The organism is Rhizobium sp. Root491 (genome assembly GCF_001427205.1).
In the GTDB taxonomy this organism is placed as follows: domain Bacteria; phylum Pseudomonadota; class Alphaproteobacteria; order Rhizobiales; family Rhizobiaceae; genus Agrobacterium; species Agrobacterium tumefaciens.
The window spans coordinates 102539-128637 of sequence record NZ_LMFF01000018.1 but is presented as its reverse complement, the minus strand read 5'-3'; the positions used below and the strand labels follow the sequence as shown (position 1 = coordinate 128637).

Sequence of the window (26099 nt, the reverse complement as noted above, 5' to 3'; positions counted from 1 at the left end):
TTCTACTCCTCCGAAAAATGCCGTTCGATGGCGCCGAGCGCGCCGTATTGGACGATGTCGCGATAGGCCGCCCGAAGCGCCGTTACGAATGCCTCATCCGCCTGCCATTCAGGCCCGAAGACGCGACGGAATGTTAAAAACCGCTCGATGACCGCGTCCTGCTCTTCGCCGTTGCCGGTGGGTGCACTCCATTCGGAAAATGCCGGATCGGCCATGACAATTGCCTCTCCCCGCTCGTTCAGCGCTGCGCAGGACCGTATCCACATGGCAACAGCAAAAAGAGCGGCCGTATTCGGCGCGCCTGCGGCACGTAGCTCCGCAAGCGGCGCGAGAATGCGTTGCGGCACTTTCTGTGAAGCGTCAGAGGCGATCTGGGCGGCGCGATGACGAAGGGCGGGGTTGGCGAAACGTTGGCGCAGACCGGCAACATAGTCCGGTCCGCTGACGGCCGGGCTCAATGTCGAACCAACCTCCCGCCAGTAACGGTCGACGTAACCGCGTACACGCGCATCGGCATAGATATCGGCGATCGTCTCAAGCCCGCTGCATTGGCCGATTGCGGCCATAGCGGTGTGACCGCCGTTCAGCATCCTGAGCTTCATATGCTCATATGGCTCGACCTCATCAACGATTTCGGCACCTGACAGCTCGATGCCGGGGCGACCGTGCGGAAAGCGATCCTCGATTACCCAGCGAAAGTAGGGTTCCGCAATTACCGGCCAGGAATCCTCGCAGCCGAGACGCGCCGTCACGCGCTCGCGGTCGGCTGCGGTGGTGGCGGGCACGATGCGGTCCACCATGACGCAGGGGCAGGAGAGATTTTCCGCGATGAAGGCAGCGAGATCATTATCGGTGAGACCAGCCATCTCCACCAGAAGACGGTGCAGGATGCGACCGTTGGACGGAAGATTGTCGCAGGAGAGCAAAGTCAGCGGCACAGCCCAGGCGGCCCGCCGGCGTCTTGTCGCTTCCAGCAGAAAACCGAGCGCGGAGCGCGGCTTTTGCGGATGCGCCAGATCATGAACGACATCGGGATGGTCACGAAGAAGCATGCCCGCCGACAAATCGGCGAGGTAACCCTTTTCCGTGACCGTCAAAGTGACGATTCTGACCCGCGGATCAGTCATGGCTTGCAGCAGCCGCTCCGGATCTTCAGGAGCGACGATGGTCTCGAGGATTGAACCGACAATCCGCAGCGTTTCGTTTTCACCGTCACGCAGGCAGAATGTATAGAGATTGTCCTGCGGCGCGATGGCATCGCGAGTATCGGGGCTGCGCAGCGAGGCAGCGACAATGCCCCAGCCGGTTTCGCCACGCGCCAGGCAATCATCGATGAAGACGGCCTGATGGGCGCGGTGAAAAGCGCCAACGCCAAGATGCACGATGCCCGGTGTCACCGCTTTGCGATCATAGGCGGGCAAAAGGACGTCGTTTGGCAGATGCGGCAACGCAAGGGACGAGAGGCGTTCTGTCATGCTCATTTATCTCCGTATCTCAGCCGAATTGCAGGCCGCCATTCATGTCAACGACAGTGCCGGTCATGAAGCCGGACAGCGGCGAGGCGAGGAAACCTACGGTATGGGCCACCTCTTCCGGCTGGCAGAACCGCCCGACCGGAATGGCTGCAAGCTGGCGCTGGCGGTCTTCCTCTGACAGTTGCTCCATGATCATCGGCGAAACCACATAGGCCGGCGCGACTGCATTGGCGGTGACGCCGAAAGGGGCAAGTTCGCGAGCGGACGAGTAAGTGAGGCCCACCAGCGCCGATTTCGAGACCGAATAGGCCGTGCCCGCCGTCAGGCCACCGGACTTCCAGGCATAGGACGAGATGTTGATCAGCCGCCCCCAGCGGTTTTCCTTCATGGCGGGAACGACGGCCTGCGTCAGCAGCAGGGCAGCATCGAGATTGACGGCCATCAGCCTGTGCCAGTCATCAAGCGTGGTCGCTCCCAGCTTGTGCGGCGACAGCACACCGGCATTGTTGACGAGAATGTCTATGACCTCGAAACGGTTGGCGACATCTTTCATGACGGCCCGCAGCGCCGTCGCATCGCCGAGATCGACGGCGACGGGATCACAAGCACCGCCAAACCCCTCCGCAAGCGCCGCAACAGCTTCGATGTCGCGATCGAAGGCGATTACCCTCGACCCTTGCGCGACCAGCGCCGCAACCACGGCACGGCCGATGCCGCCACAAGCGCCTGTCACGAGCGCCGTCTTGTGTTTCAGTTCCATTCTGTCTCCTCCACGTCCACTATCAAATGGACAAATGCTTCCGCTCTTCTTCAGGCAACTGTTCGTAGATCACGAAAACCATATCCAGATGCGTCACCAGCGCCTTTTCCGCACCTTCGGCATCGCCACGGTCGAGAGCATCCACGACTGCCAGATGCTCTTCGATGACGGCGGGCAATCGTTCCGGCTTTGCCCAATAACGATGGAACCGCGACAGGGTCACCTTGGCGGCAAGGATCGCCTGCCAGACGCCTTCGCGACCGGAAAACGTGCCGAGCAGGCGATGAAACGCCTCGTCGGCATGGAAGAAGCCGGATGCGTCGTTGGCGGCAATCACTCTTTCCTGCTCGGCGATGACGTCGCGCATCGTACGGCTCATTTCTTTCGTCCACTTCGGCGCGACTTCGCGCAGCAAAGCCACTTCGAGTGAACGGCGGATAAAATGGCTGTCCTGAATTTCGCCAAGCCTGATCGGCGCAACAAAGCTGCCGAGTTGCGGATAGACGTCCACAAGACCCTCTTCCGACAGGCGCTGGATCGCGGCACGCACCGGGGTGCGCGACACCGAAAACTGACGGCAGATCGAGTTTTCACTGATCGGCGCACCGGGCGCTAGGCGGACCTCGACGATCGCCTGACGCAACGCCGCATGAACCTGATCGGCAACCGAGCCATAACGATTGACCACAAGCTCCACGCTTTCGATTCCGGAGCCGGGGGCCTCTTGATGAGAGCCGCGCCCAGTGAAACCGGCAGTGGTGTTTTTCGTCATGAACGCTCCCCTTCAAAAGGCAGTCGTGAAAATCTCGTTGCTACTTGGATACAAGTATACTAGTGTCCATGGTGCTTACGCAAGTCGGCTGTTGGGAGAAAGAGCGATTAAGGGAGGTTCCAGTCGCTTTTTTTAAGGAGCAGGCCGTTTCATGGAGGAGAAAAACATGACGTATTTCATGCGCAGCCTCGTCGCTGCCGCAATCATCGGCGCGGGAGCGTGCGGTGTCGCGCAGGCGGCGGACGCCAGCAAGATCGCCCTCGTTCCGGGCGGTCCGCACCCTTATTTCGCCGCCTGGGAACAGGCCGGCAAGGACGCGGCCAAGGACTTCGGCCTGGCTGGCGCCGACTATAAGGTGCCGCAAAAGTGGGAACTGGCACAGCAGAACCAGCTTCTCGAAAGCCTTCTGAGCCAGGGTTATAACGGCTTCCTGATTTTCCCCGGCGATCCCGTCGGCGCGGTCTCGACAGCAGAGGAACTGACCGGCAACGGCGCGAATGTGATTGCTGGCGCCGGATGCTTCAAGGACCCCTCGCCCGCCGCCTTCTGCCTTGGTACCGACACCGGTAATTCCGCTTATCTCGGCACCAAGGAGCTGATCAAGGCGATGGGAACGGGCAAAAAACGCATCGCCCATTTCACCGGCTTCCTTGTGGACCCCAACACCCAGCTTCGTATCGATGCCGTGAAAAAGGCAGCTGACGAAGCCGGCGCCGAGGTCGTTCACGTCATCGCCGATATCGACGCACCGGAACCGGCGGAAGAAAAGATCAGCGCCTACCTGGCCGCCCACGCTTCCGAAGTGGACGGCATCGTGACCACAGCCTGGGTTCCTGCGGTCGTTGCCTCCAACGCACTGCGCAAGATCGGCGACAAGCGCATCCACATGGTCGGCATCGACCACGACGAAGTCGTGCTGAAAGCGATCAAGGACGGTTTCGTCGACGGCACGATGCTTCAGAACCCCTATGGCCAGGGTTATATCGGCGCGTTTGCACTGAGCAAACTTCAGTCCGGCTGCAAGGTGAAGGAAGATGCGCCGTTCAAATCCAATGCGCTGACGACCAAGTTCATCGATTCCGGCACCGCCTATGTCGATGCCGCCAAGGTGGACAACTACATCGATGCCATGCGCGCCGAGACCAAAAAGCTGCTCACCAACTTCGATACGACCTATCTGAGCTGCAACTAATCATGCCTTGAGCGATTGCCGGGCGGCAAACGACCGCGCCCGGCAATCTGCCCTGCCAGAAAATATTCTTTCAGGCGGCAGCGCAATGACCAGGCGACACGCGCAGGCGCTTCGGGCGAACCAATACCGGGACAGTTTCATGACCGTGAACGATACTTTGCTCACAAAGGGTTCGCAGGAGGGCGACAGACGAATGGGGTCCAGCCTTTCGCAAGGCCGCTTTTTTCTGACCAATGAATTCGGCCTCATTCTGCTGATCGTCGTCTTCGCCGTCATTTTCGGCGTCGCGGCCAGCGGCTTCCTTTCGCCTTTCAATCTGTTCACGCTTGGTCGCAGTGCCGCGATCAACATCATGATCGGCCTGTCGATGATGGCGGTGATCGTGACCGGCGGCCTTAATCTTGCCGTTGGAGCGATCGGCGTCTCGGCGGCCATGGCCTGTGGTTATCTGATCGAGGTGCTTGGCGTGCCGTGGCCGCTCGCCCTCATTGGCGGTCTCGCCACCGGCGCGGCGCTCGGTTTCGTCAATGGCTGGACCGTCATCCGCACGGGGCTGCACAGCTTCATCATCACGCTTGCCACCATGAGCATCTTCTTCGGCGTGATGATCTTCCTGACGCGCGCCGAGGCCTACCGTGGCCTACCGCCGATCTTCGCAGCCTTCGGAAAACTGAAGCTCGCGACCTATTTCTCGCCGCTGCTTCTCGTCACGCTCGCAACGGCGCTTGCCCTGTCCTTTCTCTACAGACGCACCGTTCTTGGCCGCGAAATGCTGGCGGCAGGCGCACGCCCGGAAGCGGCGGAACTTTCCGGCATTCGGGTCGACCGTATCTTCATTGCCTGTCACGTACTGTCGGGCCTGCTTGCGGCACTGGCTGCCCTGATGCTGGTGACGCGCACGGGCGCCGCCATTCCTTCCATGGCAGGCCAGCTTGGGCAGGACTGGCTTCTGCCAGCTTTTCTCGGCCCTGTTCTCGGTGGCACACTTTTGCAGGGCGGCAAAGTTTCGGTGCTCGGCACCTGTCTTGGCGCACTTTTGGTCACCATGCTCACCAGCGGCCTGCTGCTGCTTCAGCTCGGTGAATTCTGGGTCCAGACATTTCTCGGCCTGCTGCTGTTGCTAGCGGTTTTGATGGACAAGGCGCGGCGAAGCTATCTCGCCCGACGCAACCTGGCTTGAGGACTGGACGATGAAGACCGACAACACCCTTCTAGGCCTTGCCAGAACCGACTGGTTCGGCCCCCTATTGGTCACGGTGCTGGCAATCGCGCTTATCCGCGGCTTCAGCCCCAACTTCCTCTCTTCCTTCAACATCCAGATTCTCCTTCTTGCAATCGCGGTCAACGCGCTCATCGCCTTTTCCCAGATGATCATCATTGCCATTGGCCAGATGAACCTGTCCGTGGGCGCAATCGGCGGACTGGCCGCAATCTCCTTTGCGGGACTGATGCAGGTCTGGGGGCTTCCGGCACCGGTGGCCGCCATTGCTGCGGTGCTGATCGGTGTTGTCTGCGGCATGCTCAACGGTCTGCTGATCGCCATCACCGGCATTTCCGCCTTCGTCATCACACTGGCGACGCTGTCGATCTACAAGGGTATCAACCTTGGCATCACCCGGGCGGAGCCGTTCTACGGCGTGCCGGAACAGGTGAAAGCCTTCGGCTCGGCACTGCTCGTCGGCCCGGTTCCGTGGCTCGCAGCACCCACCATCATCATCGCATTCGCGCTGTGGTTCATGCTGCGCCGCCAGCCGATAGGCCGCTTCATCCTTGCCATTGGCGGCAACAGCCATGCGGCAGAGCTTTCCGGCATTTCGATCCGCACGACAATGATCGTGGCGCACGGCATTTCCGGCCTTCTGGCGTCCGTCGCCGGCATTCTGCTCGTATCCCGCCTGCAGATCGGCCAGCCTTCCATTGGCGATGACTGGCTCATCCTGTCCTTTGCCGCACCCGTTATCGGCGGTGCCGTACTGGCTGGCGGGCATGTCAGCGTGGGGGCGACCCTGCTCGGCGTCGTCATCGTCGCCATCATCACGCAGGCACTCGTGCTGTTCTCCATCGATCCATTCCTCGTGCAGGTGGTGCTCGGCGCAATGATCCTCGCCGCCGTTGGCATCAACCGCCTGCGCGAAACGCATCTCGGCAAAAAGACAGGAAAGGCCTGACATCATGGACAAGCAACCTGTTTTTCAGGCGCGCAACATCGAAAAAGTGTTTCCCGGCGTTCGGGCGCTCAAGGGCGTCAATCTTTCGCTGGAGCCGGGATCGATCCACGCGTTGCTGGGTGAGAACGGCGCCGGCAAATCGACGTTGATCAAGGTCATTACCGGCGTCCACCATCAGAGCAGCGGCCAGATCCTTGTCGACGGGCAGGAAGTGCGCTTTGGCAACCCGCGCGAAGCCATTGCCCGCGGCATCGGTGTTGTCCATCAGGAACGCAACCTCATCCCGCGCTTCTCGATTGCCGAGAATATCCACATGGAAAAGCTTGGGGCGCACTATCTCAAACCCATCGACTACGCCGCGCTGAACCGCGATGCACGCCGCTGGCTGCAGGCTCTCAATCTGGAAGTCGATCCGGCGATGCCGGTATCCGAGCTTTCCGTCGCGCAAATGCAGCTCGTGGAAATTGCCAAGGCGCTTTCCCTGCAAAGCCGGGTTCTTTTGCTCGACGAACCCACGACATCGCTGACCCCGAGCGAAACGGACAACCTCTTCCGCATTCTGCGCCGCCTGCGCGATGATGGAGCAAGCCTTGTCTTCGTCAGCCACAAGCTGGAAGAGGTTCTGGATATCTGCGACCGGGTAACGGTTCTGCGAGATGGCGAAAACGCCTGCGAAAGCCGGTCTATGGAAGGTCTCGGACGCCAGGACCTGGTGCGCCTGATGATTGGCCGTGCCGAAGGCGGCGGTGGCTGGCGCAAACGCGCGGTCGAGCACAATCCGCTGGTGCTTGAACTCAAAGGTGTCTCTACCGCAATCGGCCATCGCGATGTCAGTCTTTCCGTGCGCAAGGGTGAAATCGTCGGCCTTTACGGGCTGGTGGGCGCGGGGCGCACCGAATTGGCAAAATCGATCATGGGTAAATTCGCCGTCACGGAAGGCGAAGTCCGGATCGAAGATCGCCCGGCCCGCATCCGCTCCGTTGCCGAAGCCATCCACGAATACGGCGTCGGTTATGTCAGCGAGGACCGCAAGGGTGACGGCCTCATTCTCCAGCATTCCGTTCTTGCCAATGCGGGCGTTCCCATCTGGCGCAAGCTCTCAAACGCATTCGGCGTGCTTTCCGACAGCCGCATCCGTGCGGCGGTCACCCCTTTCCTGCAGAAACTTGAGGTGAAGACGCCGAGCCTGAGCCAGACCGTGGGTAATCTTTCCGGCGGCAACCAGCAGAAGATCAGCGTCGCCAAGTGGCTTGCCGCCGACGTGAAGCTGCTGATTGTAGACGAACCTTCTGTTGGCATCGACATCAAGACCAAGGCCTATCTGCACGATCTGCTGCGCGAGCTTGCAGACAGCGGCACCGCCATTCTCGTCATTACCAGTGACATGCCGGAGATGGTGGCACTGGCCGACCGCATTGTTGTCATGGACCGCTATCGGGTTAAAGGCGTGGTCGAAAACAATGGCGTCTATGCCGATATGAGCGAGGGTATCATGGGCTTGATCCATGATGCGGAGCGCGAAACGGCCCTTTCACGTCAGGCATGACGCACTGCCCTGCCGAAGTGTCACCGCAAAAACCGCACGCTGTTCCGGTAGGGCGTCAGGTACCATCGGACGGCTGCTCGAAATCTCTCCCGGCACGACGCCTTCTGCTGGGCGGGACGGCGTATTTCTGGGTGTAGCAACGGGTGAAATGGGCAGCGGTCGAGAACCCCGTCAGCAAGGCCACGTCAACGATCGAAAGCGAGGTCTGCTGCAGCAGCTCATCCGCCTTTGCCAGCCGAAGACCACGGTAAAAAGACATCATGGACTGGTCGAAATGGCTGGAAAACAGGCGGTGGAGCTGGCGAATACTGCTGCCGCACAATTGGCCCAGCTGCTCCGGCGACAGGGGATCCGCAACATGGGTCGCCATGAGTTCAATGGCAGCTTCGAGTACCGGGTGGTGGACGTTGAAACGTTGGCCGGCGCGGCCCAACTGAGGCTCATCGGCCGTTCTCAAACGCGGATGTATGAACCATTCGCTGACATCGCGCGCGAAGGCAGAACCATGGTCTTTCGCAATAAAAGCCCCCATCATGTCAATGGCGGCAACGCCGCCCGCGCAAGTGTAGCGATCGCGATCGATGACGTAGAGCGCACGCTCGATCAGGAGATCGCTGGCATATTCACTAAGCGGATCGATGTGGGTCCAGTGAACGGTAAAACGTCTGCCCGTCATCAGACCGGATTTGGCAAGGATCGCCGCGCCGCCGGAAATGCCTCCGAGCTTGACACCCCGCTGGTTGAGCGTGCGCAGGTTGCGCACAAGTGCCGGATCTTCATAGAGCATGGGATTTCCGCCCGCGACGATGAAGACCAGATCCAGCTTCTCAGACAAAGCCCGCGAAACGGGCGCGGTATCGAAACCTCCGCCTGACGTGGATGCGCCAAACCCGCCATTCGCCGAGTAAAACCGGCAATGGTAGAGCGTTTTGCCGGCAAGGTGATTGGCCGCGCGCAGCGGCTCAACCGCCGCAGCCAACGACATCAGCGCATAACCCTCAATGAGTATGAACCCGATCGACATTGACCCTTCGGCGTGCATGACCTGCTCCAAGACAATCCCTAGGGCAAGCTTAGCCGACTTGGCCAAAATGGACAATAATGCGTCCGTCACGGATATAAAAATCGTGCGGTATCGCGCTATAAACTTGGACAACCGCCCTGTTTTCGAGGAACACAGATTTGCGCTATTCGGCTCTCCAGGTTTTCAAACAGGCCCTGACCGGCCACAAGGGCTGGCGCCCACTGTGGCGGAACCCCGATCCGCAACCTCATTACGATTTCATCATTGTTGGCGGTGGCGGTCATGGACTTGCAACGGCCTATTATCTAGCCAAGACCTTCTCCAAGTCGCGGATCGCCGTTCTGGAAAAAGGCTGGCTGGGATCAGGAAACATCGGGCGCAACACCACGATCATCCGCTCAAACTATCTGCTGCCCGGAAACGAGCCATTCTATGAGTTTTCGATGAAACTCTGGGAAGGGCTTGAACAGGAATTCAATTTCAATGCGATGGTAAGCCAGCGCGGCATTGTGAACCTGTTCCACACCGACGCGCAGCGCGATGCCTACCGCCGTCGCGGCAACGCCATGCTGCTGGCCGGTGCGGACGCGCAACTGCTAGCGCAAGACGATCTCCGCGCAATGATCCCGTTTCTCAATTTCGACAATGCACGCTTTCCAATCAAGGGCGGCCTTTACCAGCGCCGCGCTGGAACTGCCCGCCACGATGGCGTTGCCTGGGGTTACGCGCGCGGCGCCGATCTGGCAGGGGTCGATCTTATCCAGAACTGCGAAGTCCAGGGATTTCGCATCGAGGATGGAACGATCAAGGGCGTGGAAACCAGCCGTGGCTACATCGGTGCCGGAAAGGTCGGCGTCGCCGTGGCGGGATCGACCGGCCGTGTTATGGCCATGGCGGGCATGCGTCTGCCGATTGAAAGCCATGTGCTGCAAGCCTTCGTTTCGGAAGGGCTGAAGCCGACCATACCGGGCGTCATAACCTTCGGAGCAGGCCATTTCTACGTCAGCCAGTCCGACAAGGGTGGCCTGGTCTTCGGTGGCGATATCGACGGCTATAACTCCTATGCCCAGCGCGGCAATCTGCCCGTGATCGAAGATGTCGCCGAGGGCGGCATGGCGCTGATGCCGATGATCGGCAGGGCGCGCCTGCTGCGCATCTGGGGCGGCATCATGGACATGTCGATGGACGGTTCACCGATTATCGACCACACGCCGGTGAAGGGCCTCTATCTCAATGCCGGCTGGTGTTACGGCGGCTTCAAGGCGACGCCGGCAAGCGGCTATGCATTCGCGCATCTGCTGGCCACCGATACCCCGCATGATACGGCAAAGGCCTACCGCCTCGACCGGTTCGAAAAGGGCTATGTCATCGACGAAAAGGGCGCCGGCGCCCAACCGAACCTTCACTGAGGCTTGAACAATGCTGATCCCTCACCCACTGCTCGGGCCGCGCGACGCTCAGGAATTCACCTATTTCGGCGATGCCGCCCTGTTGCGTCGCCCGGACGGAATGGCCGAGAGCGCTGCGAAAGACTTCAACGATTATGTCTATCTGCGTGACAATCCCGCCGGCCTGCATCGGGAACTGTGGTTTCACGAACAGGGTGATCGCAGCTGGCTCGTGGTCACGCGAAACACCGTCACCCATGAAATCTTCGGAGCGGAACTCGCAAACGAGGTAGCGCTCCGTCAGAAGGCAGATGAAGCATGAGACTGAAGGACGGCTTGATCGACCGCAGCAAGGTGCTGCATTTCACCTTCGATGGAAAGAATTATCAGGGGCATCCCGGCGACACGCTCGCCTCGGCACTTCTGGCAAACGATGTCCGCCTGATGGGGCGCAGCTTCAAATATCATCGCCCCAGAGGCGTGATCTCTGCCGGCTCAGAAGAGCCGAATGCGCTGGTCGAATTGCGCACGGGATCGCGGCTGGAGCCGAATACCCGCGCCACGACGGTCGAACTGTTCGACGGGCTGGAGGCGAAAAGCCAGAACCGCTGGCCGTCCCTGTCTTTCGATGCACTTGCGATCAATGATCTGTTTGCCGATTTCCTGACCGCAGGCTTTTACTACAAAACGTTCATGTGGCCGAAGGCGTTCTGGGAAAAGCTCTATGAGCCCGCCATTCGCAAGGCTGCGGGACTTGGAAGCCTGTCGATGAAACCGGACCCCGACAGTTACGACAAGGGGTTCCTTCACTGCGATCTGCTGGTCATCGGCGCCGGAGCGGCCGGTCTGGCTGCTGCCCTGACCGCGGCGCGTGCCGGTGCCAAGGTTATTCTGGCGGACGAGGACAATCGCCTCGGAGGTCGCCTGCTTGCGGAGAGCCACCTGCTCGACGGCGCCCCTGCAACCGACTGGATCGGAACGCTTGAGGCGGAGTTTTCAACCCTGCCGAACCTGCGCGTCATGCGCCGCACCACGGTTTTCGGCTCATTCGACCATGGCATATTCGGTGCGGTCGAGCGGGTTTCCGACCATCTTTCCGCACCAAAGGGCGTACGCCAGTCCCTCTGGCGCATCACTGCAAAGCGCACGGTGCTTGCCGCCGGGGCGACAGAGAGGCATATCCCCTTTAAAAATAACGACCGGCCGGGGATCATGCTTGCCGGTTCGCTGCGTGCCTATGCCAATCGCTGGGCAGTCAGTCCGGCAGGCAGGGTCGCAATCTTCACCAATAACGATGACGGCCATCGGACCGCTGTCGACCTGGCTGCGAAAGGTGTCGAGATCGCCGCTGTCATCGATCCGCGCCCGGATGCGCGGGCGCTTGCGGAATACCGCCTGATTGCGGGGGCGACAGTTACCGGCAGCAAAGGCAGGCTGGGGTTGGTTTCCATCGATGTCCGCAAGGATGGCTATGACGAAACCATCGATTGCGGTGCGCTTGGTATCTCCGGGGGCTGGAACCCCAATGTTCATCTTACATCGCACCAGCGCGGTCGCCCGGTATGGGATGACGGGCTACAGGCATTCCTGCCCGGCGACGTACCCTCGCATATGCTCGTTGCAGGGGCGGCGGCAGGCAAAGGCAGCACGGGGGCGGCGCTGATCTCCGGTGCATCCGCTGCCATAACGGCTCTGGAGCAAATGGGGATTGCCGCATCCAGGCCAGCCCTGCCGGAGGCCGAGGATACGCAAATCGGCATCAAGCCCCTGTGGCATGTGCCGGGGAAAGGGCGCGCCTGGGTCGATTTCCAGAACGACGTCACGGTCAAGGACATCAAGCTCGCCCATCAGGAAAACATGCGGCCCATCGAGCATCTCAAGCGCTGGACCACGCTTGGTATGGCAACTGACCAGGGCAAGACATCGAATGCCACCGCTTTGGCAATCATGTCCGAACTGACGGGCAAATCGATACCGGATACGGGTACGACGATTTTTCGCCCTCCCTATACGCCGGTTTCGATGGCGGTACTCGGCGGCGGCGACACCGGCGCACATTTCCGTCCGCGCCGCCTGACACCCAGCCATGCCTGGGCTGAAGCACATGGCGCCGTTTTCGTCGAAGTCGGTCAATGGATGCGTGCCCAATATTTCCCTCAAGCCGGGGAGACCCATTGGCGGCAATCCGTCGACCGCGAGGTTCTGGCCACCCGAAAGGGCGTCGGCATCTGCGATGTGACGACGCTTGGCAAGGTGGATGTTCAGGGCGCCGATGCGGCTGAATTTCTCGACCGTCTCTACTGCAATGCAATGAAGAGCCTCAAGGTCGGCATGGTCCGTTACGGCCTGATGCTGCGGGAAGACGGCCACGCCTATGATGACGGCACCTGTGCCCGTCTGCGTGAGGATCATTATATCGTCACCACGACCACGGCCCAGGCCGGCCCGGTCTATCGTCACATGGAGTTCGCCCGCCAATGCCTGTGGCCGGAATTGGATGTGCAATTGATCTCGGCAACGGATGCCTGGGCACAGCTCGCAGTCGCCGGTCCGAACGCCCGCCGCCTTATCGAACGCATTGTCGATGGTTTCAACCTTTCCAACGCAGCCTTTCCCTTCATGGCCTGCGCCGAACTGACGGTTTGCGGGGGATTGCGAGCACGGCTGTTCCGGATCTCGTTTTCAGGGGAACTTGCTTACGAGATTGCAGTCCCCGCCCGCTACGGTAATGCCCTGATGTCCCGGCTGATGGAAATCGGTGCGGATCTTGGAGCCACCGCCTACGGGACGGAAGCGCTTGGTGTCATGCGTATCGAAAAAGGCCATGCTGCCGGAAACGAGCTGAACGGCCAGACGACGGCGCAGATGCTGGGCATGGGCAGGATGGTTTCGGCCAAGAAAGACGCGATTGGTACCGTCATGACTCGCCGCGAAGGGCTTGTCGGCGAAAGCCGGGTGCTCGTCGGCCTGCAGCCGCTTGCGGCAACGGACGCTGTGGTGTCAGGTTCACATCTGTTTACCCGCGGCGCCAGCCAGAATACCGAGACCGATCAAGGCTGGATCACATCCGCCTGCTATTCGCCCAACCTCGGTTTCAGCATCGGTCTTGGTTTCCTTGCCGATGGTGCAAACCGTATCGGAGAGATCATCGTCGCGGCCAACCCCTTGCAGGGACAGTCGGTCGAATTGCGTGTGGTCTCGCCCCATTTCATCGACCCTGAGGGAGAGAGACTCCGTGCCTGATTTGAAGCCGACAACCGCACTCGGCGCGCAGACTTCGCGGCGCGCCCGCCATGGCACGCTGCGACTTGAGGAAAATTCGGGGCTTGCCCTCGCATCGCTCAGCCTGCGCCGCAACGTCAAAGAACCGGTGCCCTTTGACCTCACCTTGCAGGGTCCCGGAAAATGGGTCCAGCAAGGCCCGGTTTCAGCTTTTTGGACGGGGCCGGGCCAATGGCTGATTGAGGCCGCAGACCGGGCCGAAACGGATTTCGCCGCAGAACTCGCGAGCCTTTGCCCTTCCTGTTCCGTGACGGAGCAGACCGATGGCTTCGTCGCCTTCGAAATCGAGAGCGACGCAGGCGAGGCGCCGATTGTCGCGCTCATGCAGAAGCTGGTGAACCTCGATCCCTCGGTATTCGGGCAAGGGACCGCCACGCGCACAGGCATGGAACATATGAGCGTTTTCGTCATCCGACGCGCGCCGGACCGCCTTGCCATCCTCGGCATGCGATCCGCTGCGGAAACACTGTGGCATGTGATCGAGACTGCGATCCGTCGTCAGGCGGAACTTCTTGGCGCTGCCGCATAAAGCGGGACTGCAAAGCCACCAGACCGTTTTTTGCCAATCGTCGACCTGTACGGGCGAACTGTGTCGTGTTGACATGGGCACATCGGGATCATCTCGAACGGTTACCGTTCTGAGCCATCAGTGAATAATCGCTCTGACGACGGCGCAAATCATATTGTCGCAAAAATCGACTAGATGGGCTATCGCCGCCTGTGAAAACGGCCGGACTAGTGCAGCGGAAATATGAGGTTATCGTAGTGACAAGCGACAATGTTCAATATTTTTCGGCAACACTCTATTTTGACGATTTGCCCACCCTGTCGGCTGAGGCGCTGATCGAAGTCTGGGGCCTTGAAGGGTACGAATGTGAGCAACTGGAGAGCGAAGGCGTCTTTGACGGCTTTCGCGGCGGAACCCGCGTCTTCGTTGGCATTCCCGAGGCGGTGGGAACGCTGGCAATTCCTGCTCACTATCCTGCGGTAGCGCGGGTCGAAGTCGACTGGACGAACACGTTCTGCATCAATGCAAAAGCTGCGCATGATGACCTGTGCCGTGCGACCCATCAGGCGAAATTCAAACTGATGATCGTGGCGGATGACGACGACCCCACAGTGGCACATAACGAGATCGCCATGACCCTGCTCGGCATCCACCAGCTTGCACCGATGCGCGCCGTTGTGTTGCATTATCTCGACCTCATCGTCGGCCGCACCGATCTCGACGACTGTCTGAGCTACGCCAACAGTCACCTGGATCAGCCGCAACAGACAGCAACAATGCTTGCCTATGGCGCCTTCGTGATCCGGGAGAACGGCGCGACCAGAGCCTGGACTACGGGTCTCGAGCATTTCGGCCAAACGAATTTGCTCTTCGACACGTCGTCGGATAACCCGACGGAGGCTCTTCTTGCCGTATTTGGGCTTGGACATCTCGCCGTCCACGGAAAGTGCTTCAAGGCGGGCGAAGCCGTAACCTCATTCGACCTTCTTGCCCGGTTTGAATCCGCCGAAGTGGGCGGGCAGCCCATGCTGCGGATTGTCAAACACGAAGCCGGCCAAACTGTATTGAATCGGCCGGGCTAGCAACAACAGAGCATTTTCATCCCCACTATGGAAATGCCGTCTTTCGCCACGCTTTCTTTGCGGTCGGATGACGAGTTTTGTTCTGGCGAGCTGGGGAAAACGCTTCGCGTATATCGACAGGGCGTGAATTATGGTGCTCCAAGGAATGGCAAAGCCTGACGCAATCTCTTCAAACGGACGACAGGCAAATTCCAAGGGACGCCAATGTTTGCATTCACACCTTTCCTTCGCGGCACCGTCGTAATGTCCGTAGCCATTACTGCGCTTCATGCCGGTAGCGCTTTGGCTGCCGAAATCGATCCCGCATTCTATGATGCGGCCCTGTGCAATCCGCCCTATTCGATGACATCGGCGACCGAAATTTATGATGCCGCCGAAAAACTTGCAAAGGCCGACACATCGTCTTTGGGTGCGGCTATCTATAAGCTTCCGAACCAGATCGGCCGCGATGGGTTTGAGAGTGACGAAGTCTTCTTCGCCAATGGTGCAGTCGGTGTTTTGATCAAGGGCCAGCGTGCCGATGCTCTGGCCGCGAAATATGATTTGAAACCGGAAACCTCAGACCTGATGGGTACATCGAGCAAGGGCTATGCCCGGCAGCTTCCGCAGGACCAGCAGCCGCCTGAAGGTCTGGCTGGACCGGGAAAAGTCTCCATTGTGGCGCGCGAAGGTGCGGCACTTGGCGACAAGACCCTGTTGGCGTGCGAATTCGCAGCGGACTGAATGGTGGCGAAGCACTGCCAATACTAACGCCTTGACTAACAAATGTAATTGCCGCCCGCATACCGCTTTCACAGCTCTTCTGCTGGCGGGCGGCTACATATTCATATCGAGGTTTGTTTCATACGCCAGCCTGATCGCCCAGGCCGGCGCCGCTTGGAACAATCTCAGGATTTCGCCTGAGCGCCCTCATGGAAATGGATAGGGGCGTGGTGCAGATAGTGCGCAACCTTTCGCTTGGCGGCGATATCGGTCCAGACGAACCGGACATTGTCCTCCGTCAACCCGGTCGCCGTGGCGATCTCGGTTGCAGGCATGCCGTGTTCCAATCCGTAGAGGCAGATATCCATCTTGTCGTAAGGAAGCGCGAAATAGAACTCTTCCTGCGTCTGCGGCATGGAATAGGTATCCGTTGTCGGCGGGCGGGAGCGGATTTCCTGCGGGACGCCGAGATGGGCCGCGAGTTGATAGACCTGTGATTTGTAAAGATGGGCGATCGGCTTGATGTCGGCAGCGCCGTCGCCGTTCTTGACAAAGAAGCCCTGGTCGTACTCCAGGCGGTTCGGGGTTCCGAGCACCGCAAAGTTCAGGCGGTCGGCGTGATAATATTCGAACTGCTTGCGCGTGCGCTGCTTCATATTCGTCGCCGCAACGATGCCGAGATAGGCTTTTGCGGAGAGGCGAACCTTGCGCGTTTCGCCCGATGGCGAACGGACGACCAGCGAGGAAATATTATAGGCGCCGGTGCTCATGGCGTTGTCGAAAACGATCTTGGAGGCCCAGCCCGGCCCGTATTCAGGCACAACCTCGCGGATGAAGCCATCGCGCCTTTCATAACAACCCATGGCGGCAAGCGAAGGGCCGATATCTTCCAGCACGCAGTCCATACCCAGCTTCGTCGCCAAAGCCTGCCCCAAGCGCAGGCTTTCCGGGTCGGAATCGTTTTCCGGCATGAACAGGCCAATAACATTTGCTGCCCCGAGCGCGTGAACGGCAAGTGCGGCGCAGACGCTGGAATCGATACCGCCGGAAATACCGAGCACCAGCCCGCGCTTGCGCAGGTTGAAACGAAGCGACTGGCGGATTTTTTCGGCGATACGCTCTACCTCCGCCGCCGCATCAAGTTCAAGCGGCGAGAAAGGCAGGCTCTTTGCATTGTTCGTCATCGATTGTTCTCCGTATCTTGAGCAGCGAGGCGGCGACTGACCTTGCCGGTATCCGTCGTCGGCAGGAAATCGCGAAATTCAACCAGTGTTGGCACCATGTGGGTTTCGAGGTGCAGAGCGCAGTAGCGCATGACGTCTTTTGCGGTGATCGCCTCGTCGGATGCGATCACGATCGCCTTCACCGCCTGACCGAAAACCTCATGCGCAACGCCGACGACCAATGCGTCCGAAACGCCCGGCATGGCTTGCAGAACGGCTTCGACAGCCTGCGGCGCAACCTTTTCGCCACGCGACTTGATGATATCGTCCTTGCGGGCAACGAAGGTGAGATAACCCTCGGCATCGCAGGTAAACAGGTCGCCGGTGTGAAGACGCGTCCGGCCCGTTGCGGCATCAACGCGCAGCGCGCGCGCTGTGGCAGCCTCGTTGCGCCAATAACCACGCATGACGTGCGGCCCGCTGACCACGAGTTCGCCGACCTCTGCGGGCAACAGGCTGTCTCCGTCCTCGTTCACCACCGCGATGGCAGTGCCCGGAATGGCGATGCCGACAGAACCGCGTTTCCTGTCGAGGTCTTCCGGCGGCAGAAAGCTGATACGGGTACACTCCGTCTGGCCATACATGCAAAACAGGTGCACATGCGGCAGAAAGGTCCGCAGCCAGTCGCTATGGGTGGGCGAAAGGGGTGCAGCGGCGGCGGTGACGTAGCGCAGGCTTTCAAACAGCGCCGGCGACAGATCGCGCGTCTGCATCATGATGGACAGCATGGTCGGCACCAGCGCGAAGCCCGTTATCCGCTCGTCGCGGATACGCTCGAAAATCAGATGCGGATAGGCGAAGGATTTCTCGATCGCCAGCGTGCCGCCGACGAAAACGCTGGAAAGCAGCTGGTTCAGGCCATATCCGAACGAAAGCGGTAATACGCCGAGCAGAATATCTTCCGGCCTATTGCCGAGATACGAGGTAATCGAACGGACGGCAGCATCCATGTTATCATGCGCCAGCATCACGCCCTTTGGCTCGCCGGTGGAGCCAGATGTATAGATGATTACTGCCAGATCGGTATCGAGCAGGTTTTGCGGCAGCGCGCCTAGCGGTTCCTCGAGCATCGCGTTAAAATCGACACCATCGGCCGTTGGGTTCGGCGCGCCGGAAACGATGCGCAACAACGGAGAAGAACCGGCCGCATCCGAAACGACCTTTTCCAGCCGGGCCTCGGCAACCACCGCAAAGGGCGTACAACTGTCCAGAATTTGCGAAAGGCGTGCGGCCTTGGACGATGGGTTGATGGGGCAGGCAACAGCGCCCGCCATCCAGCAACCGAAAACCGCAACCGCCATGCGCCAGCCATTGTCCAGCACAAGGACGACACGGTCTCCCGGGTTTGCGCCTCGCGCTATCAGAGCAGTGGCGAAAGCCTCGCTCATCGTCTTGAGTTCGCCGTAACTCAGGCGCGTCTCACCGGCCACCAGCGCCGTCTTGCCGGCATGGCGCTCCGCACTTCGATGCAGGTAGTGGTCGATACGCAATTGGCGCTTCCCGAAATTTCAGGCGGTCTGCTTGCGACCGATGAAGGCGGCGATGTTGTCGATCGTATCAAGATTGGCCGGTACGATATCGCCGTCGGCAACGCGGACGCCGTAGCGTTCCTCGATGAAGCTCACCAATTCGAGAATTCCCGTGGAATCGACCATGTCATTGTCGATCAACGAAAGATCGTCGCCAAAAGGCCGGCTTTCGTCACCGAACAGAAAGTTTTCGATGATGAAACCGCGAATTTCGGCTTTCATGCCGGTGCTTTCATTGGTCATTTGGAGCTTCCTTCGATTTTTTGCGATGACGTTGTGGAATTCTGGGTCGTGGCAGCGTGCAGAAGCTGGGTCGAGAGTATCCCGACGAAGGCTGCGTTGTCGCGAAAGCCGGTCGCCTGTTTTTGCCGCACCTTGGTTGTCAGCTTCTCCACCGCCTGGGCATTGAACAGGCCGGTGGTCCTGACTTGACCGGTAGAAAGTACGGTTTCGAGATAGCCGGCATCCGCGAAAGCTTCCGCGTCGGGCGCGCGATAGGGCTGCTTGGGTCGGTTTAAGATCGCATCGGGCACCAGCTCGGCTGCAGCCTGTTTAAGGATATATTTTTCCTTCAGACCGCGCAGTTTCGCCTCGGGATGGAGCGCTGCGGCAAAGTCTACCACACGGGGATCGAGGAACGGAAACCGGCCTTCCACTCCATTTGCCATCATGACCCGGTCTCCCTGACTGGACAGTATATAGCCGGGCAAGAGAAATGCTGTCTCGAGGTACTGCGCCTGATGAAGCGGATGCCAGCGGCCGAAATCCTCCGGCAACTGCGCGGCAAGATCGGCCGCAGCGTCGTAGTCGCCAAGCTGCGCTTTCAATTCCGCTGAAAAGAAGATTTTCGCCGCCGCCGTCGAGCGCAAGCGCGGCCGATGGGAAAACAGCGGTTCGTCGGTGGCTTCTGCGCCGAAGGAGAAAAAGCGTGCCAGATAATCCGGCGTCTGCTGTTTCAGCCCCGGAAGGTAGGGATAAAGCCGCTGGAACAGTTTCGGCCGGCGAGCCGATTGCGGCTGGCGGCTGCAAAAGCGCCGTACCCGCGCTTCGCGGAAAATATCGTAGCCAGCGAACAGCTCATCAGCACCTTCACCGGTCAGCACCACCTTCATGCCCCGTTCGCGCACATGCCGGGAAAGCAGGTAAAGCGGCACCGGTGCTGTGCGAAGAATGGGCGTCTGCACGTGCTCCATGACCTCAGGCATGTATTCCGCTATGTCCGCAGTTGAGCACTCCGTGGTTTCGGATGCGACGCCAAGATGCTGGCTCATTGTTTTCTGCCAGATACTTTCGTCGTGCTCCGCACTTTCGAAGGCCAGCGAAAATGTGCGCAGGCCTCGGCTAACGCTTTGCGCAGCCAGGGCAGAAACGAGGGAGGAATCGAGCCCGCCGGACAGATAGGAGCCGACAGGCACATCGGCGCGAAGCCTGATCCGCGTTGCGTCGGCCAGCAGCGCCGTCAGCTCTTCCACCTGCGCGCCAAGGCTTGCCGGCGGTGCTGTGTCCTTGCCGTCAGGATAGGAAAGCTGCCACCAGCGCCGTACCGTGGACGCGCCATCGCGCAGGATCATCAGATGACCGGGCGGCAATTCGTGAATGCCGCGAAAGGCGGTGCGCGGCGGCAACGGGAACCAGAAGGTGAATATCTGATCCAGCGCCACCGGATCGACCTCGGCCGTCATTCCCGGCAACGCCAGAAGCGCCCCGATCTCGGATGCGAAATAAAACGTACCTTCATGCCACGTATAATAAAGCGGCCGGACACCCATCCGGTCACGCGCAAGCACCAGCGTGTCGTTGCGGGCGTCGTGCAGGGCGAAGGCAAAATCGCCGTTGAATTCGTTGAGGCAATCCAGCCCCTTGTCGCGATAGTCATGCAGGATGACTTCGGTGTCGGAGTGGGTGCGGAAATGGTGGCCGCGTGCGGACAGCGTTTCGCGCAGTTCGACGTGATTGAAGATTTCGCCGTTGAAGGAAATGGCAAGATCGTCTTCGACGGTGCGCATCGGCTGCGCGCCATCGGCAATGCCCACAATCGCCAGCCGTGCGTGGGCAAGGCCGACATCGCCGCGCAGCAGGGCTCCATGCGCATCTGGACCACGATGCTTAAGACGCGACGCCATCAGCGCAAGGCGCTCGTTTGCGCGCTCGGCCGGCATGTCGTGTCGGTAAAATCCGGCAATTCCGCACATTACTCGACCGCCTGACCAAAGCTGTCACCGATGAGGCGCGTCCAGCTTTCACCGCAAAAGCCGTTAAAAAATGCCGTTCCATCCGTCGCTGCCTTGAGGAGGTCCGCATTGCGCGAATGCACGATGGTGGATGACGCATGCAGAAACGTGCATTTCTTGCCGAGCATCGCCCGCAGCAGTGCCGGCTGGGTGCGGCCCCTGATGGCCGCGAGACCACGATCATAGGCATTGCGGATCAGCCGATCGATCACGATCTGCTCCTGCCCGGGCACGGCCATGATCTGCAGCGTCCGGCCGATGCCCGTTGGATTGCCGTGGTAAAGAAAAAGCCCCACCGCCCTGCCGCCGCGGGCCCTCACAATCCGTTGGACTGGTTCGCCGTGCAGACGTTTGCGTTTGGCGTGTTGGAGCATGTGCAACAGGCTTTCCTCGGTCCAAACGGGATGGAGCGGAAAGTGGCCGACGAGTTCCCGTGCCAGACGCGCGAATTCGGTATCGCTCGCGTCGTCGTCGGTAAAGCTGTCCACCTTGTCCGGATGTGATGCGTAATAGGATAATGCTCGCCCATGGCCACGCGCCGAAATGGTGCGATCGATGATCTTGCTGAACGGCGTCAGCGCGCGGAAAGTGCTGGAGAAACGATCAGCGGCTATTTCCAGCCCGAATGAAGCCGGGCGTAAAATCCGCAGCCAATCGAGACTGTAGGAGGCGAGCAGCTGGCCGCGCATCGTCTTCCACATATCGGCGGAAACGTCGTTGATCGTCTCCCCGAATGTCAGCTCCTGAGGTCCACCCAAAACTTCGCGCAGCAAACGCGCTCCGGCAAAGGGATCGGTCTCACGGCCTTCAGCGACAAAGGAAGAGCAGACAGCGGCCTGTATGTTCCGGCCATTAAGTTCCATTGCCACGGGCAACACACCCAGAAATCCAGACACGCGCCCATCGTCACGCACATAGACCTTGGAGTGAATATCCGGATCTATGTTTGAATTTTCGAGAAAGACGGCGCGCAAATATGAGGTCAGATCATCTGTCGCGGCCCCATCCTTCTTCCGCAAAAAACGGTGAAACATGTCAGCCACGGACACGAGATCGTCCGCAATAAATGAGCGTATTTCAGACATACTCGCCGCTTCTTGCCGGATAGATATTTAATCGAAAGTAATTATCATTCCTATTCTGCCGCAGGCGTATTAATCAGAAGTTATGTGCCGGCGTTTTTTCGCGTGATTGTGGCGTTTTGCAAAGAATTTGACGGGTAATTTCAACCCTAGAGCGCGTCCGGTTTCAACTGAATTCGGTGGACGCGCTCTATATCTTTGGTTTCAAACGTTTTTCCGGAGGTAAAAGTCCTACGCCCGGAAATACTTTAGTATTGGACAGACAGGGAATCGATTGGCGCAGCTTTCGGCGGTGCGAACTTGGTCAGATCGATACCTACCACGGCGGCCTTGTATTCCTCAGCGCTCGGTGTGCGGCCAAGGATTGCCGACAGTACCACGACAGGGGTCGAGGCCAGCAGCGATTCACCCTTCTTCTCGGCAGTGTCCTCAACAACGCGGCCCTGGAAGAGACGGGTCGAGGTTGCCAGAACAGTATCACCCTTCTCCGCCTTCTCCTGGTTGCCCATGCAAAGGTTGCAGCCCGGGCGCTCCAGATAGAGGATGTTCTCGTATTCCGTCCGGTTGGCAGTCTTCGGCTTGAGATCATCGAACTCGAAGCCGGAATATTTCTGCAGGATTTCCCAATCCCCTTCCGCCTTCAGCTCGTCGATGATGTTATAGGTCGGTGCCGCGACCACGAGCGGCGCCTTGAACTCGACCTTGCCTTCGGCCTTCTCGATGTTCTTCAGCATCTGGGCGACGATCTTTATGTCGCCCTTATGCACCATGCACGAACCGACGAAGCCCAGATCGACCTTCTTGGTGCCGCCGTAATAGGACACCGGACGGATCGTGTCATGGGTGTAGCGCCGGGACACATCGGTGTTGTTGACGTCGGGGTCGGCGATCATCGGTTCGTCGATCACGTCCAGATCCACGACGACTTCAGCGAAATATTTCGCATTGTCGTCAGGGGCCAGAGCGGGCTTTTCGCCCGAGCGGATTTCGGCAATACGCTGATCTGCCTTGGCGATCAGACCCTTCAGTGTCTGGGCGGCATTATCCATGCCCTTGTCGATCATGATCTGGATACGCGACTTGGCGATTTCCAGCGACTCGATCAGCGTCTCGTCTTCAGAGATACAGATCGACGCCTTGGCCTTCATCTCGGCCGTCCAGTCGGTAAAGGTGAAGGCCTGGTCAGCGAGCAGCGTGCCGATATGGACTTCGATGATGCGGCCCTGGAAAACGTTGTCGCCATGCTGCTTCAGCATCTGCGCCTGCGTCGCATGGACAACATCGCGGAAGTCCATATGCGGCTGCATCTTGCCCTTAAAGGTGACCTTGACGGATTGCGGGATCGGCATGGTCGCCTCGCCCGTCGCCAGTGCCAGCGCCACAGTGCCCGAGTCGGCACCGAAGGCCACGCCCTTGGACATGCGGGTGTGGCTGTCGCCGCCGATGATGATCGCCCAGTCGTCCACGGTGATGTCGTTCAGCACCTTGTGGATCACGTCCGTCATCGAATGATAGACGCCCTTGGGGTCGCGGGCAGTGATGACGCCGAAGTTGTTCATGAAGGACATGAGCTTCGGAATGTTCGCCTGCGCCTTCTTGTCCCAGACGGAGGCCGTGTGGCAACCCGACTGGTACGCACCATCCACCAGCGGCGAAATGACGGTTGCCGCCATCGCCTCAAGTTCCTGCGCCGTCATCAGACCGGTCGTGTCCTGCGAGCCGACGATGTTGACCTTCACGCGCACGTCGGAGCCGGCATGCAGCACCTTGCCGGGCGTGACGCCAACGGCATTGCGGTTGAAGATTTTCTCGACGGCCGTGAGGCCCTGGCCTTCGATGGAAATTTCCTTGTTGGGCGCAAAGACCGGGGTGGCCTCGACGCCAAGCGTTTCAGCCGCAAACGTCTGGAGCTTCTTGCCGAAGACGATGGCATAGGAGCTGCCCGCCTTCATGAATTCCATCTTCTGCGGTGTGAAGGAGGATGAGAGATCGACCAGTTCCGTGCCGTTCTCGTCACGAAGCTTGTAGCTCTTGGCGTCGATCTTCAAAACGGTGCCGGTCTCAACCGAATATTTCTGCTCCAGAACCGGATTGCCGTCATTGTTGAGGATGGGCTTGCCGTCTTCGCCGAGTTTCTTCACCCAGTTCTTCAGGTTGATGCCGATGCCGCCCGTGACGTCGACAGTGGTGGCGAAGATCGGCGAAATGCCGTTGGTGCCGGCAACGATCGGGGCGAAGTTGACGAAGGGCACATAGGGGCTGGCCTGCTTGCCGGTCCACAGCGCCACGTTGTTGACGCCCGACATGCGCGACGAGCCGACGCCCATCGTGCCCTTTTCGGCGATCATCATCACCCGCTTGTCGGGATGCTGCTTCTGCAGCGCGACGATTTCCGCCTGCGCTTCCGGCGTGATCATACACTGGCCGTGCAGCTGCCGGTCGGAGCGCGAATGCGCCTGGTTGCCAGGGGACAGAAGATCGGTAGAGATATCGCCTTCGGCGGCGATGAAGGTCACGACCTTGATCTCATCCTCGACATCGGGAAGCTTGGTGAAGAACTCAGCCTTGGCATAGCTCTCAAGAACGCCCTTCGCGACGGTATTGCCCGCCTTGAAGGCATCGCGCAGCCGGAACATGTCTGCGTCATAGAGGAAGACCTGCGTCTTCAGCACTTCGCCTGCCTGCTGGGCAAGCCCGGCATCATCACCAAGGGCGATGTCGAGCAGCGCTTCGATGGAGGGGCCACCCTTCATATGCGACAGCAGTTCGAGGGCGAAAGTGCGCGTGATCTCCGGAACGACAGTTTCGCCCAGAATGATCTGCTTCAGAAAGGCGGCCTTGACGCCGGCAGCGCTCGTGGTGCCTGGCAAGGTGTTGTAAATGAAAAATTTGAGGGCATCCGCGCGATATTCGCTACCGGTATCCCTGATCAAGGCAATGATTTCGCCGGTTAATCCGCCATCGTCGATCGGCTTGGGAGCGAGCCCTTGAGTTTTTCTGCTTTCGATCTCAGCCAGGTAATCCAAGTAAAGGTTCATCGCAATCCCAACGTCATGAGGTGTATGGCGCCGAAACGCAGCGCCACGAAACACTATTGTTAATCGGCCCAGGGTCCTATCGATTTCGAGTACGTCAACCAGGGCCGGAAGGCAAGATAGCGCACTCTGTTTCTGTTTTCGATAACGGAACAGGAGAACATGCAGGCAGGCATGCCGTCTGCCGTCGTGCCCTCAGGGATGCGCCCGGCATTCCTCCCCGCGGCCTGCCGTACGCGATGCCGGCAAACCATTGCGTCACCGATAGAAGCAACGTCGAGCACAAAAAAATCCGGCCACCGAGGAGGTGGCCGGATCAGGCATGCAGAAGATAAGAGCAATCACATCTTCGGAAGCAGAACCTTGTCGATGACATGAATGACGCCGTTCGACTGCTTGACATCGGCGATCGTCACATGCGCAACACCACCCGCTTCGTCGGTCAGGGTAATCTTGCCCATGCTTTCCTTCGCCTTGAGGATGCAGCCGCCGACCGTCTTCACATCATGGGTGCCGTTGTCATCCTTGATCATCTTCTCGATGGCGCTGGACATGGCATCGGCCGCCACGACATGACAGGTCAGGATCTTGGTCAGCTGCGCCTTGTTTTCCGGCTTCAGCAGAGTTTCGACTGTACCCTTCGGCAATTTGGCAAAGGCCTCATTGGTCGGAGCGAAGACCGTGAACGGTCCCTTGCCCTGAAGGGTTTCTACGAGACCGGCAGCCTTGACGGCGGCGACCAGCGTGGTGTGATCCTTCGAGTTGACGGCATTCTCGATGATGTTCTTGTTTTCGTACATTGCTGCACCGCCGACCTTTGGATTTTCAGCAAAGGCACCCGAAGCAAGAGTCGAGATTGCCGTCGCAAGGGCGAGCGTACGGATTGCGGACTTGAACATTGAATATTCCTCTTCCCTAATCGCCTCGGCGCGGAAGCGCGCCTCTGAAGGCCTGTCGTTCCCGTCTCGGGGAACAGCACAAGTGACGAGAGCGACAGGAGGAAAGTTTCAAGCAAAAGGCAGTTTCATACGATCGCTTGCTACAGCGCTGATTCATTTCGGCTTTTTCTCAACCGAATTACACTCGCGATCGGCCAGCGC

Annotated in this window: 21 protein-coding genes; 10 read left to right on the top strand and 11 right to left on the bottom strand. The window is 59.4% G+C overall.

Annotation, left to right across the window (positions count from 1 at the left end):
- Positions 1 to 2: 2 nt before the first annotated feature.
- Genes ASD46_RS23670 through ASD46_RS23660 form a run of 3 tightly spaced genes read right to left on the bottom strand, consistent with a single transcriptional unit; the run spans position 3 to position 3007 of the window.
- Entirely contained in the window at positions 3 to 1475 is a 1473-nt protein-coding gene (locus tag ASD46_RS23670; RefSeq protein WP_060642904.1) for a mannitol dehydrogenase family protein, read from the bottom strand.
- Between the two features lie 19 nt (positions 1476 to 1494).
- Positions 1495 to 2235 carry an SDR family NAD(P)-dependent oxidoreductase gene (locus tag ASD46_RS23665; protein ID WP_060642850.1) on the bottom strand — a complete coding sequence of 247 codons (741 nt, stop codon included), beginning with the start codon at positions 2233 to 2235 and terminating at the stop codon, positions 1495 to 1497.
- Positions 2236 to 2257: 22 nt separating this feature from the next.
- Positions 2258 to 3007, bottom strand: a complete 750-nt coding sequence (locus ASD46_RS23660; protein WP_019566872.1) for a GntR family transcriptional regulator — start codon at positions 3005 to 3007, stop codon at positions 2258 to 2260.
- Between the two features lie 151 nt (positions 3008 to 3158).
- Between ASD46_RS23660 and ASD46_RS23655 the strand changes: the two genes are divergently transcribed.
- The 4 genes from ASD46_RS23655 (at position 3159) to ASD46_RS23640 (ending at position 7913) form a co-directional block, all read left to right on the top strand.
- A complete protein-coding gene (locus tag ASD46_RS23655) occupies positions 3159 to 4199 on the top strand; it encodes a sugar ABC transporter substrate-binding protein (protein ID WP_060642849.1) in 1041 nt (346 codons plus the stop codon).
- A gap of 139 nt (positions 4200 to 4338) precedes the next feature.
- A complete protein-coding gene (locus tag ASD46_RS23650; RefSeq protein WP_060642848.1) occupies positions 4339 to 5379 on the top strand; it encodes an ABC transporter permease in 1041 nt (346 codons plus the stop codon).
- A gap of 10 nt (positions 5380 to 5389) precedes the next feature.
- Positions 5390 to 6367, top strand: a complete 978-nt coding sequence (locus ASD46_RS23645; RefSeq protein ID WP_060642847.1) for an ABC transporter permease — start codon at positions 5390 to 5392, stop codon at positions 6365 to 6367.
- 4 nt (positions 6368 to 6371) lie between these two features.
- Positions 6372 to 7913 carry a sugar ABC transporter ATP-binding protein gene (locus tag ASD46_RS23640; protein ID WP_060642846.1) on the top strand — a complete coding sequence of 514 codons (1542 nt, stop codon included), beginning with the start codon at positions 6372 to 6374 and terminating at the stop codon, positions 7911 to 7913.
- 55 nt (positions 7914 to 7968) lie between these two features.
- On the opposite strand, the gene ASD46_RS23635 is transcribed toward ASD46_RS23640, so the two are convergent.
- Positions 7969 to 8937, bottom strand: a complete 969-nt coding sequence (locus ASD46_RS23635) for a GlxA family transcriptional regulator (protein ID WP_323455148.1) — start codon at positions 8935 to 8937, stop codon at positions 7969 to 7971.
- A 158-nt stretch (positions 8938 to 9095) separates the two neighbouring features.
- Here ASD46_RS23635 and ASD46_RS23630 point away from each other — a divergent pair, with 158 nt between their 5' ends.
- The 6 genes from ASD46_RS23630 (at position 9096) to ASD46_RS23605 (ending at position 15920) form a co-directional block, all read left to right on the top strand.
- Positions 9096 to 10346, top strand: a complete 1251-nt coding sequence (locus tag ASD46_RS23630) for a sarcosine oxidase subunit beta family protein (protein ID WP_003518227.1) — start codon at positions 9096 to 9098, stop codon at positions 10344 to 10346.
- Between the two features lie 10 nt (positions 10347 to 10356).
- Positions 10357 to 10647 (top strand): sarcosine oxidase subunit delta, encoded by a 291-nt coding sequence (locus ASD46_RS23625; protein WP_060642845.1) that lies wholly within the window; start codon positions 10357 to 10359, stop codon positions 10645 to 10647.
- Complete coding sequence (locus tag ASD46_RS23620) at positions 10644 to 13568, top strand: sarcosine oxidase subunit alpha family protein (protein ID WP_060642844.1); 2925 nt, start codon at positions 10644 to 10646, stop codon at positions 13566 to 13568. Before ASD46_RS23625 ends, ASD46_RS23620 begins: the two co-directional genes overlap by 4 nt.
- Positions 13561 to 14136, top strand: a complete 576-nt coding sequence (locus ASD46_RS23615; protein WP_060642843.1) for a sarcosine oxidase subunit gamma — start codon at positions 13561 to 13563, stop codon at positions 14134 to 14136. The genes ASD46_RS23620 and ASD46_RS23615 overlap by 8 nt, the downstream gene beginning before the upstream one ends.
- A 236-nt stretch (positions 14137 to 14372) precedes the next feature.
- On the top strand, positions 14373 to 15197 hold the full coding sequence (locus ASD46_RS23610; RefSeq protein ID WP_060642903.1) for a hypothetical protein: 825 nt from the start codon (positions 14373 to 14375) through the stop codon (positions 15195 to 15197).
- A 204-nt stretch (positions 15198 to 15401) separates the two neighbouring features.
- A complete protein-coding gene (locus ASD46_RS23605) occupies positions 15402 to 15920 on the top strand; it encodes a hypothetical protein (RefSeq protein ID WP_013762224.1) in 519 nt (172 codons plus the stop codon).
- 164 nt (positions 15921 to 16084) lie between these two features.
- Here ASD46_RS23605 and nadE read toward each other — a convergent pair whose 3' ends face one another.
- The 7 genes from nadE to ASD46_RS23570 all read right to left on the bottom strand — a co-directional run bounded on the left by nadE (position 16085) and on the right by ASD46_RS23570 (position 25898).
- The gene (gene nadE / locus ASD46_RS23600) at positions 16085 to 17083 is read right to left on the bottom strand and encodes an NAD(+) synthase (protein WP_003518241.1); all 999 of its coding nucleotides are present in this window, start codon (positions 17081 to 17083) and stop codon (positions 16085 to 16087) included.
- On the bottom strand, positions 17080 to 18612 hold the full coding sequence (locus ASD46_RS23595; protein ID WP_060642842.1) for a class I adenylate-forming enzyme family protein: 1533 nt from the start codon (positions 18610 to 18612) through the stop codon (positions 17080 to 17082). Before ASD46_RS23595 ends, nadE begins: the two co-directional genes overlap by 4 nt.
- An 18-nt stretch (positions 18613 to 18630) precedes the next feature.
- Positions 18631 to 18894, bottom strand: a complete 264-nt coding sequence (locus tag ASD46_RS23590; protein ID WP_003518245.1) for an acyl carrier protein — start codon at positions 18892 to 18894, stop codon at positions 18631 to 18633.
- A complete protein-coding gene (asnB, locus tag ASD46_RS23585; protein WP_060642841.1) occupies positions 18891 to 20843 on the bottom strand; it encodes an asparagine synthase (glutamine-hydrolyzing) in 1953 nt (650 codons plus the stop codon). The genes ASD46_RS23590 and asnB overlap by 4 nt, the downstream gene beginning before the upstream one ends.
- Positions 20843 to 21967 (bottom strand): hypothetical protein, encoded by a 1125-nt coding sequence (locus ASD46_RS23580; RefSeq protein WP_060642840.1) that lies wholly within the window; start codon positions 21965 to 21967, stop codon positions 20843 to 20845. Before ASD46_RS23580 ends, asnB begins: the two co-directional genes overlap by 1 nt.
- 245 nt (positions 21968 to 22212) lie before the next feature.
- The gene (locus tag ASD46_RS23575; protein WP_060642839.1) at positions 22213 to 25002 is read right to left on the bottom strand and encodes a bifunctional aconitate hydratase 2/2-methylisocitrate dehydratase; all 2790 of its coding nucleotides are present in this window, start codon (positions 25000 to 25002) and stop codon (positions 22213 to 22215) included.
- A gap of 338 nt (positions 25003 to 25340) precedes the next feature.
- Complete coding sequence (locus ASD46_RS23570) at positions 25341 to 25898, bottom strand: fasciclin domain-containing protein (RefSeq protein WP_003518253.1); 558 nt, start codon at positions 25896 to 25898, stop codon at positions 25341 to 25343.
- Between the last annotated feature and the right edge of the window lie 201 nt (positions 25899 to 26099).

Coding starts and splice junctions, on each gene's coding strand:
- ASD46_RS23670 (WP_060642904.1), bottom strand. CDS start 1,475: ATGACAGAACGCCTCTCGTCCCTTGCGTTGCCGCATCTGCCAAACGAC.
- ASD46_RS23665 (WP_060642850.1), bottom strand. CDS start 2,235: ATGGAACTGAAACACAAGACGGCGCTCGTGACAGGCGCTTGTGGCGGC.
- ASD46_RS23660 (WP_019566872.1), bottom strand. CDS start 3,007: ATGACGAAAAACACCACTGCCGGTTTCACTGGGCGCGGCTCTCATCAA.
- ASD46_RS23655 (WP_060642849.1), top strand. CDS start 3,159: ATGGAGGAGAAAAACATGACGTATTTCATGCGCAGCCTCGTCGCTGCC.
- ASD46_RS23650 (WP_060642848.1), top strand. CDS start 4,339: ATGACCGTGAACGATACTTTGCTCACAAAGGGTTCGCAGGAGGGCGAC.
- ASD46_RS23645 (WP_060642847.1), top strand. CDS start 5,390: ATGAAGACCGACAACACCCTTCTAGGCCTTGCCAGAACCGACTGGTTC.
- ASD46_RS23640 (WP_060642846.1), top strand. CDS start 6,372: ATGGACAAGCAACCTGTTTTTCAGGCGCGCAACATCGAAAAAGTGTTT.
- ASD46_RS23635 (WP_323455148.1), bottom strand. CDS start 8,937: ATGTCGATCGGGTTCATACTCATTGAGGGTTATGCGCTGATGTCGTTG.
- ASD46_RS23625 (WP_060642845.1), top strand. CDS start 10,357: ATGCTGATCCCTCACCCACTGCTCGGGCCGCGCGACGCTCAGGAATTC.
- ASD46_RS23620 (WP_060642844.1), top strand. CDS start 10,644: ATGAGACTGAAGGACGGCTTGATCGACCGCAGCAAGGTGCTGCATTTC.
- ASD46_RS23605 (WP_013762224.1), top strand. CDS start 15,402: ATGTTTGCATTCACACCTTTCCTTCGCGGCACCGTCGTAATGTCCGTA.
- nadE (WP_003518241.1), bottom strand. CDS start 17,083: ATGACGAACAATGCAAAGAGCCTGCCTTTCTCGCCGCTTGAACTTGAT.
- ASD46_RS23590 (WP_003518245.1), bottom strand. CDS start 18,894: ATGACCAATGAAAGCACCGGCATGAAAGCCGAAATTCGCGGTTTCATC.
- asnB (WP_060642841.1), bottom strand. CDS start 20,843: ATGTGCGGAATTGCCGGATTTTACCGACACGACATGCCGGCCGAGCGC.
- ASD46_RS23580 (WP_060642840.1), bottom strand. CDS start 21,967: ATGTCTGAAATACGCTCATTTATTGCGGACGATCTCGTGTCCGTGGCT.
- ASD46_RS23575 (WP_060642839.1), bottom strand. CDS start 25,002: ATGAACCTTTACTTGGATTACCTGGCTGAGATCGAAAGCAGAAAAACT.
- ASD46_RS23570 (WP_003518253.1), bottom strand. CDS start 25,898: ATGTTCAAGTCCGCAATCCGTACGCTCGCCCTTGCGACGGCAATCTCG.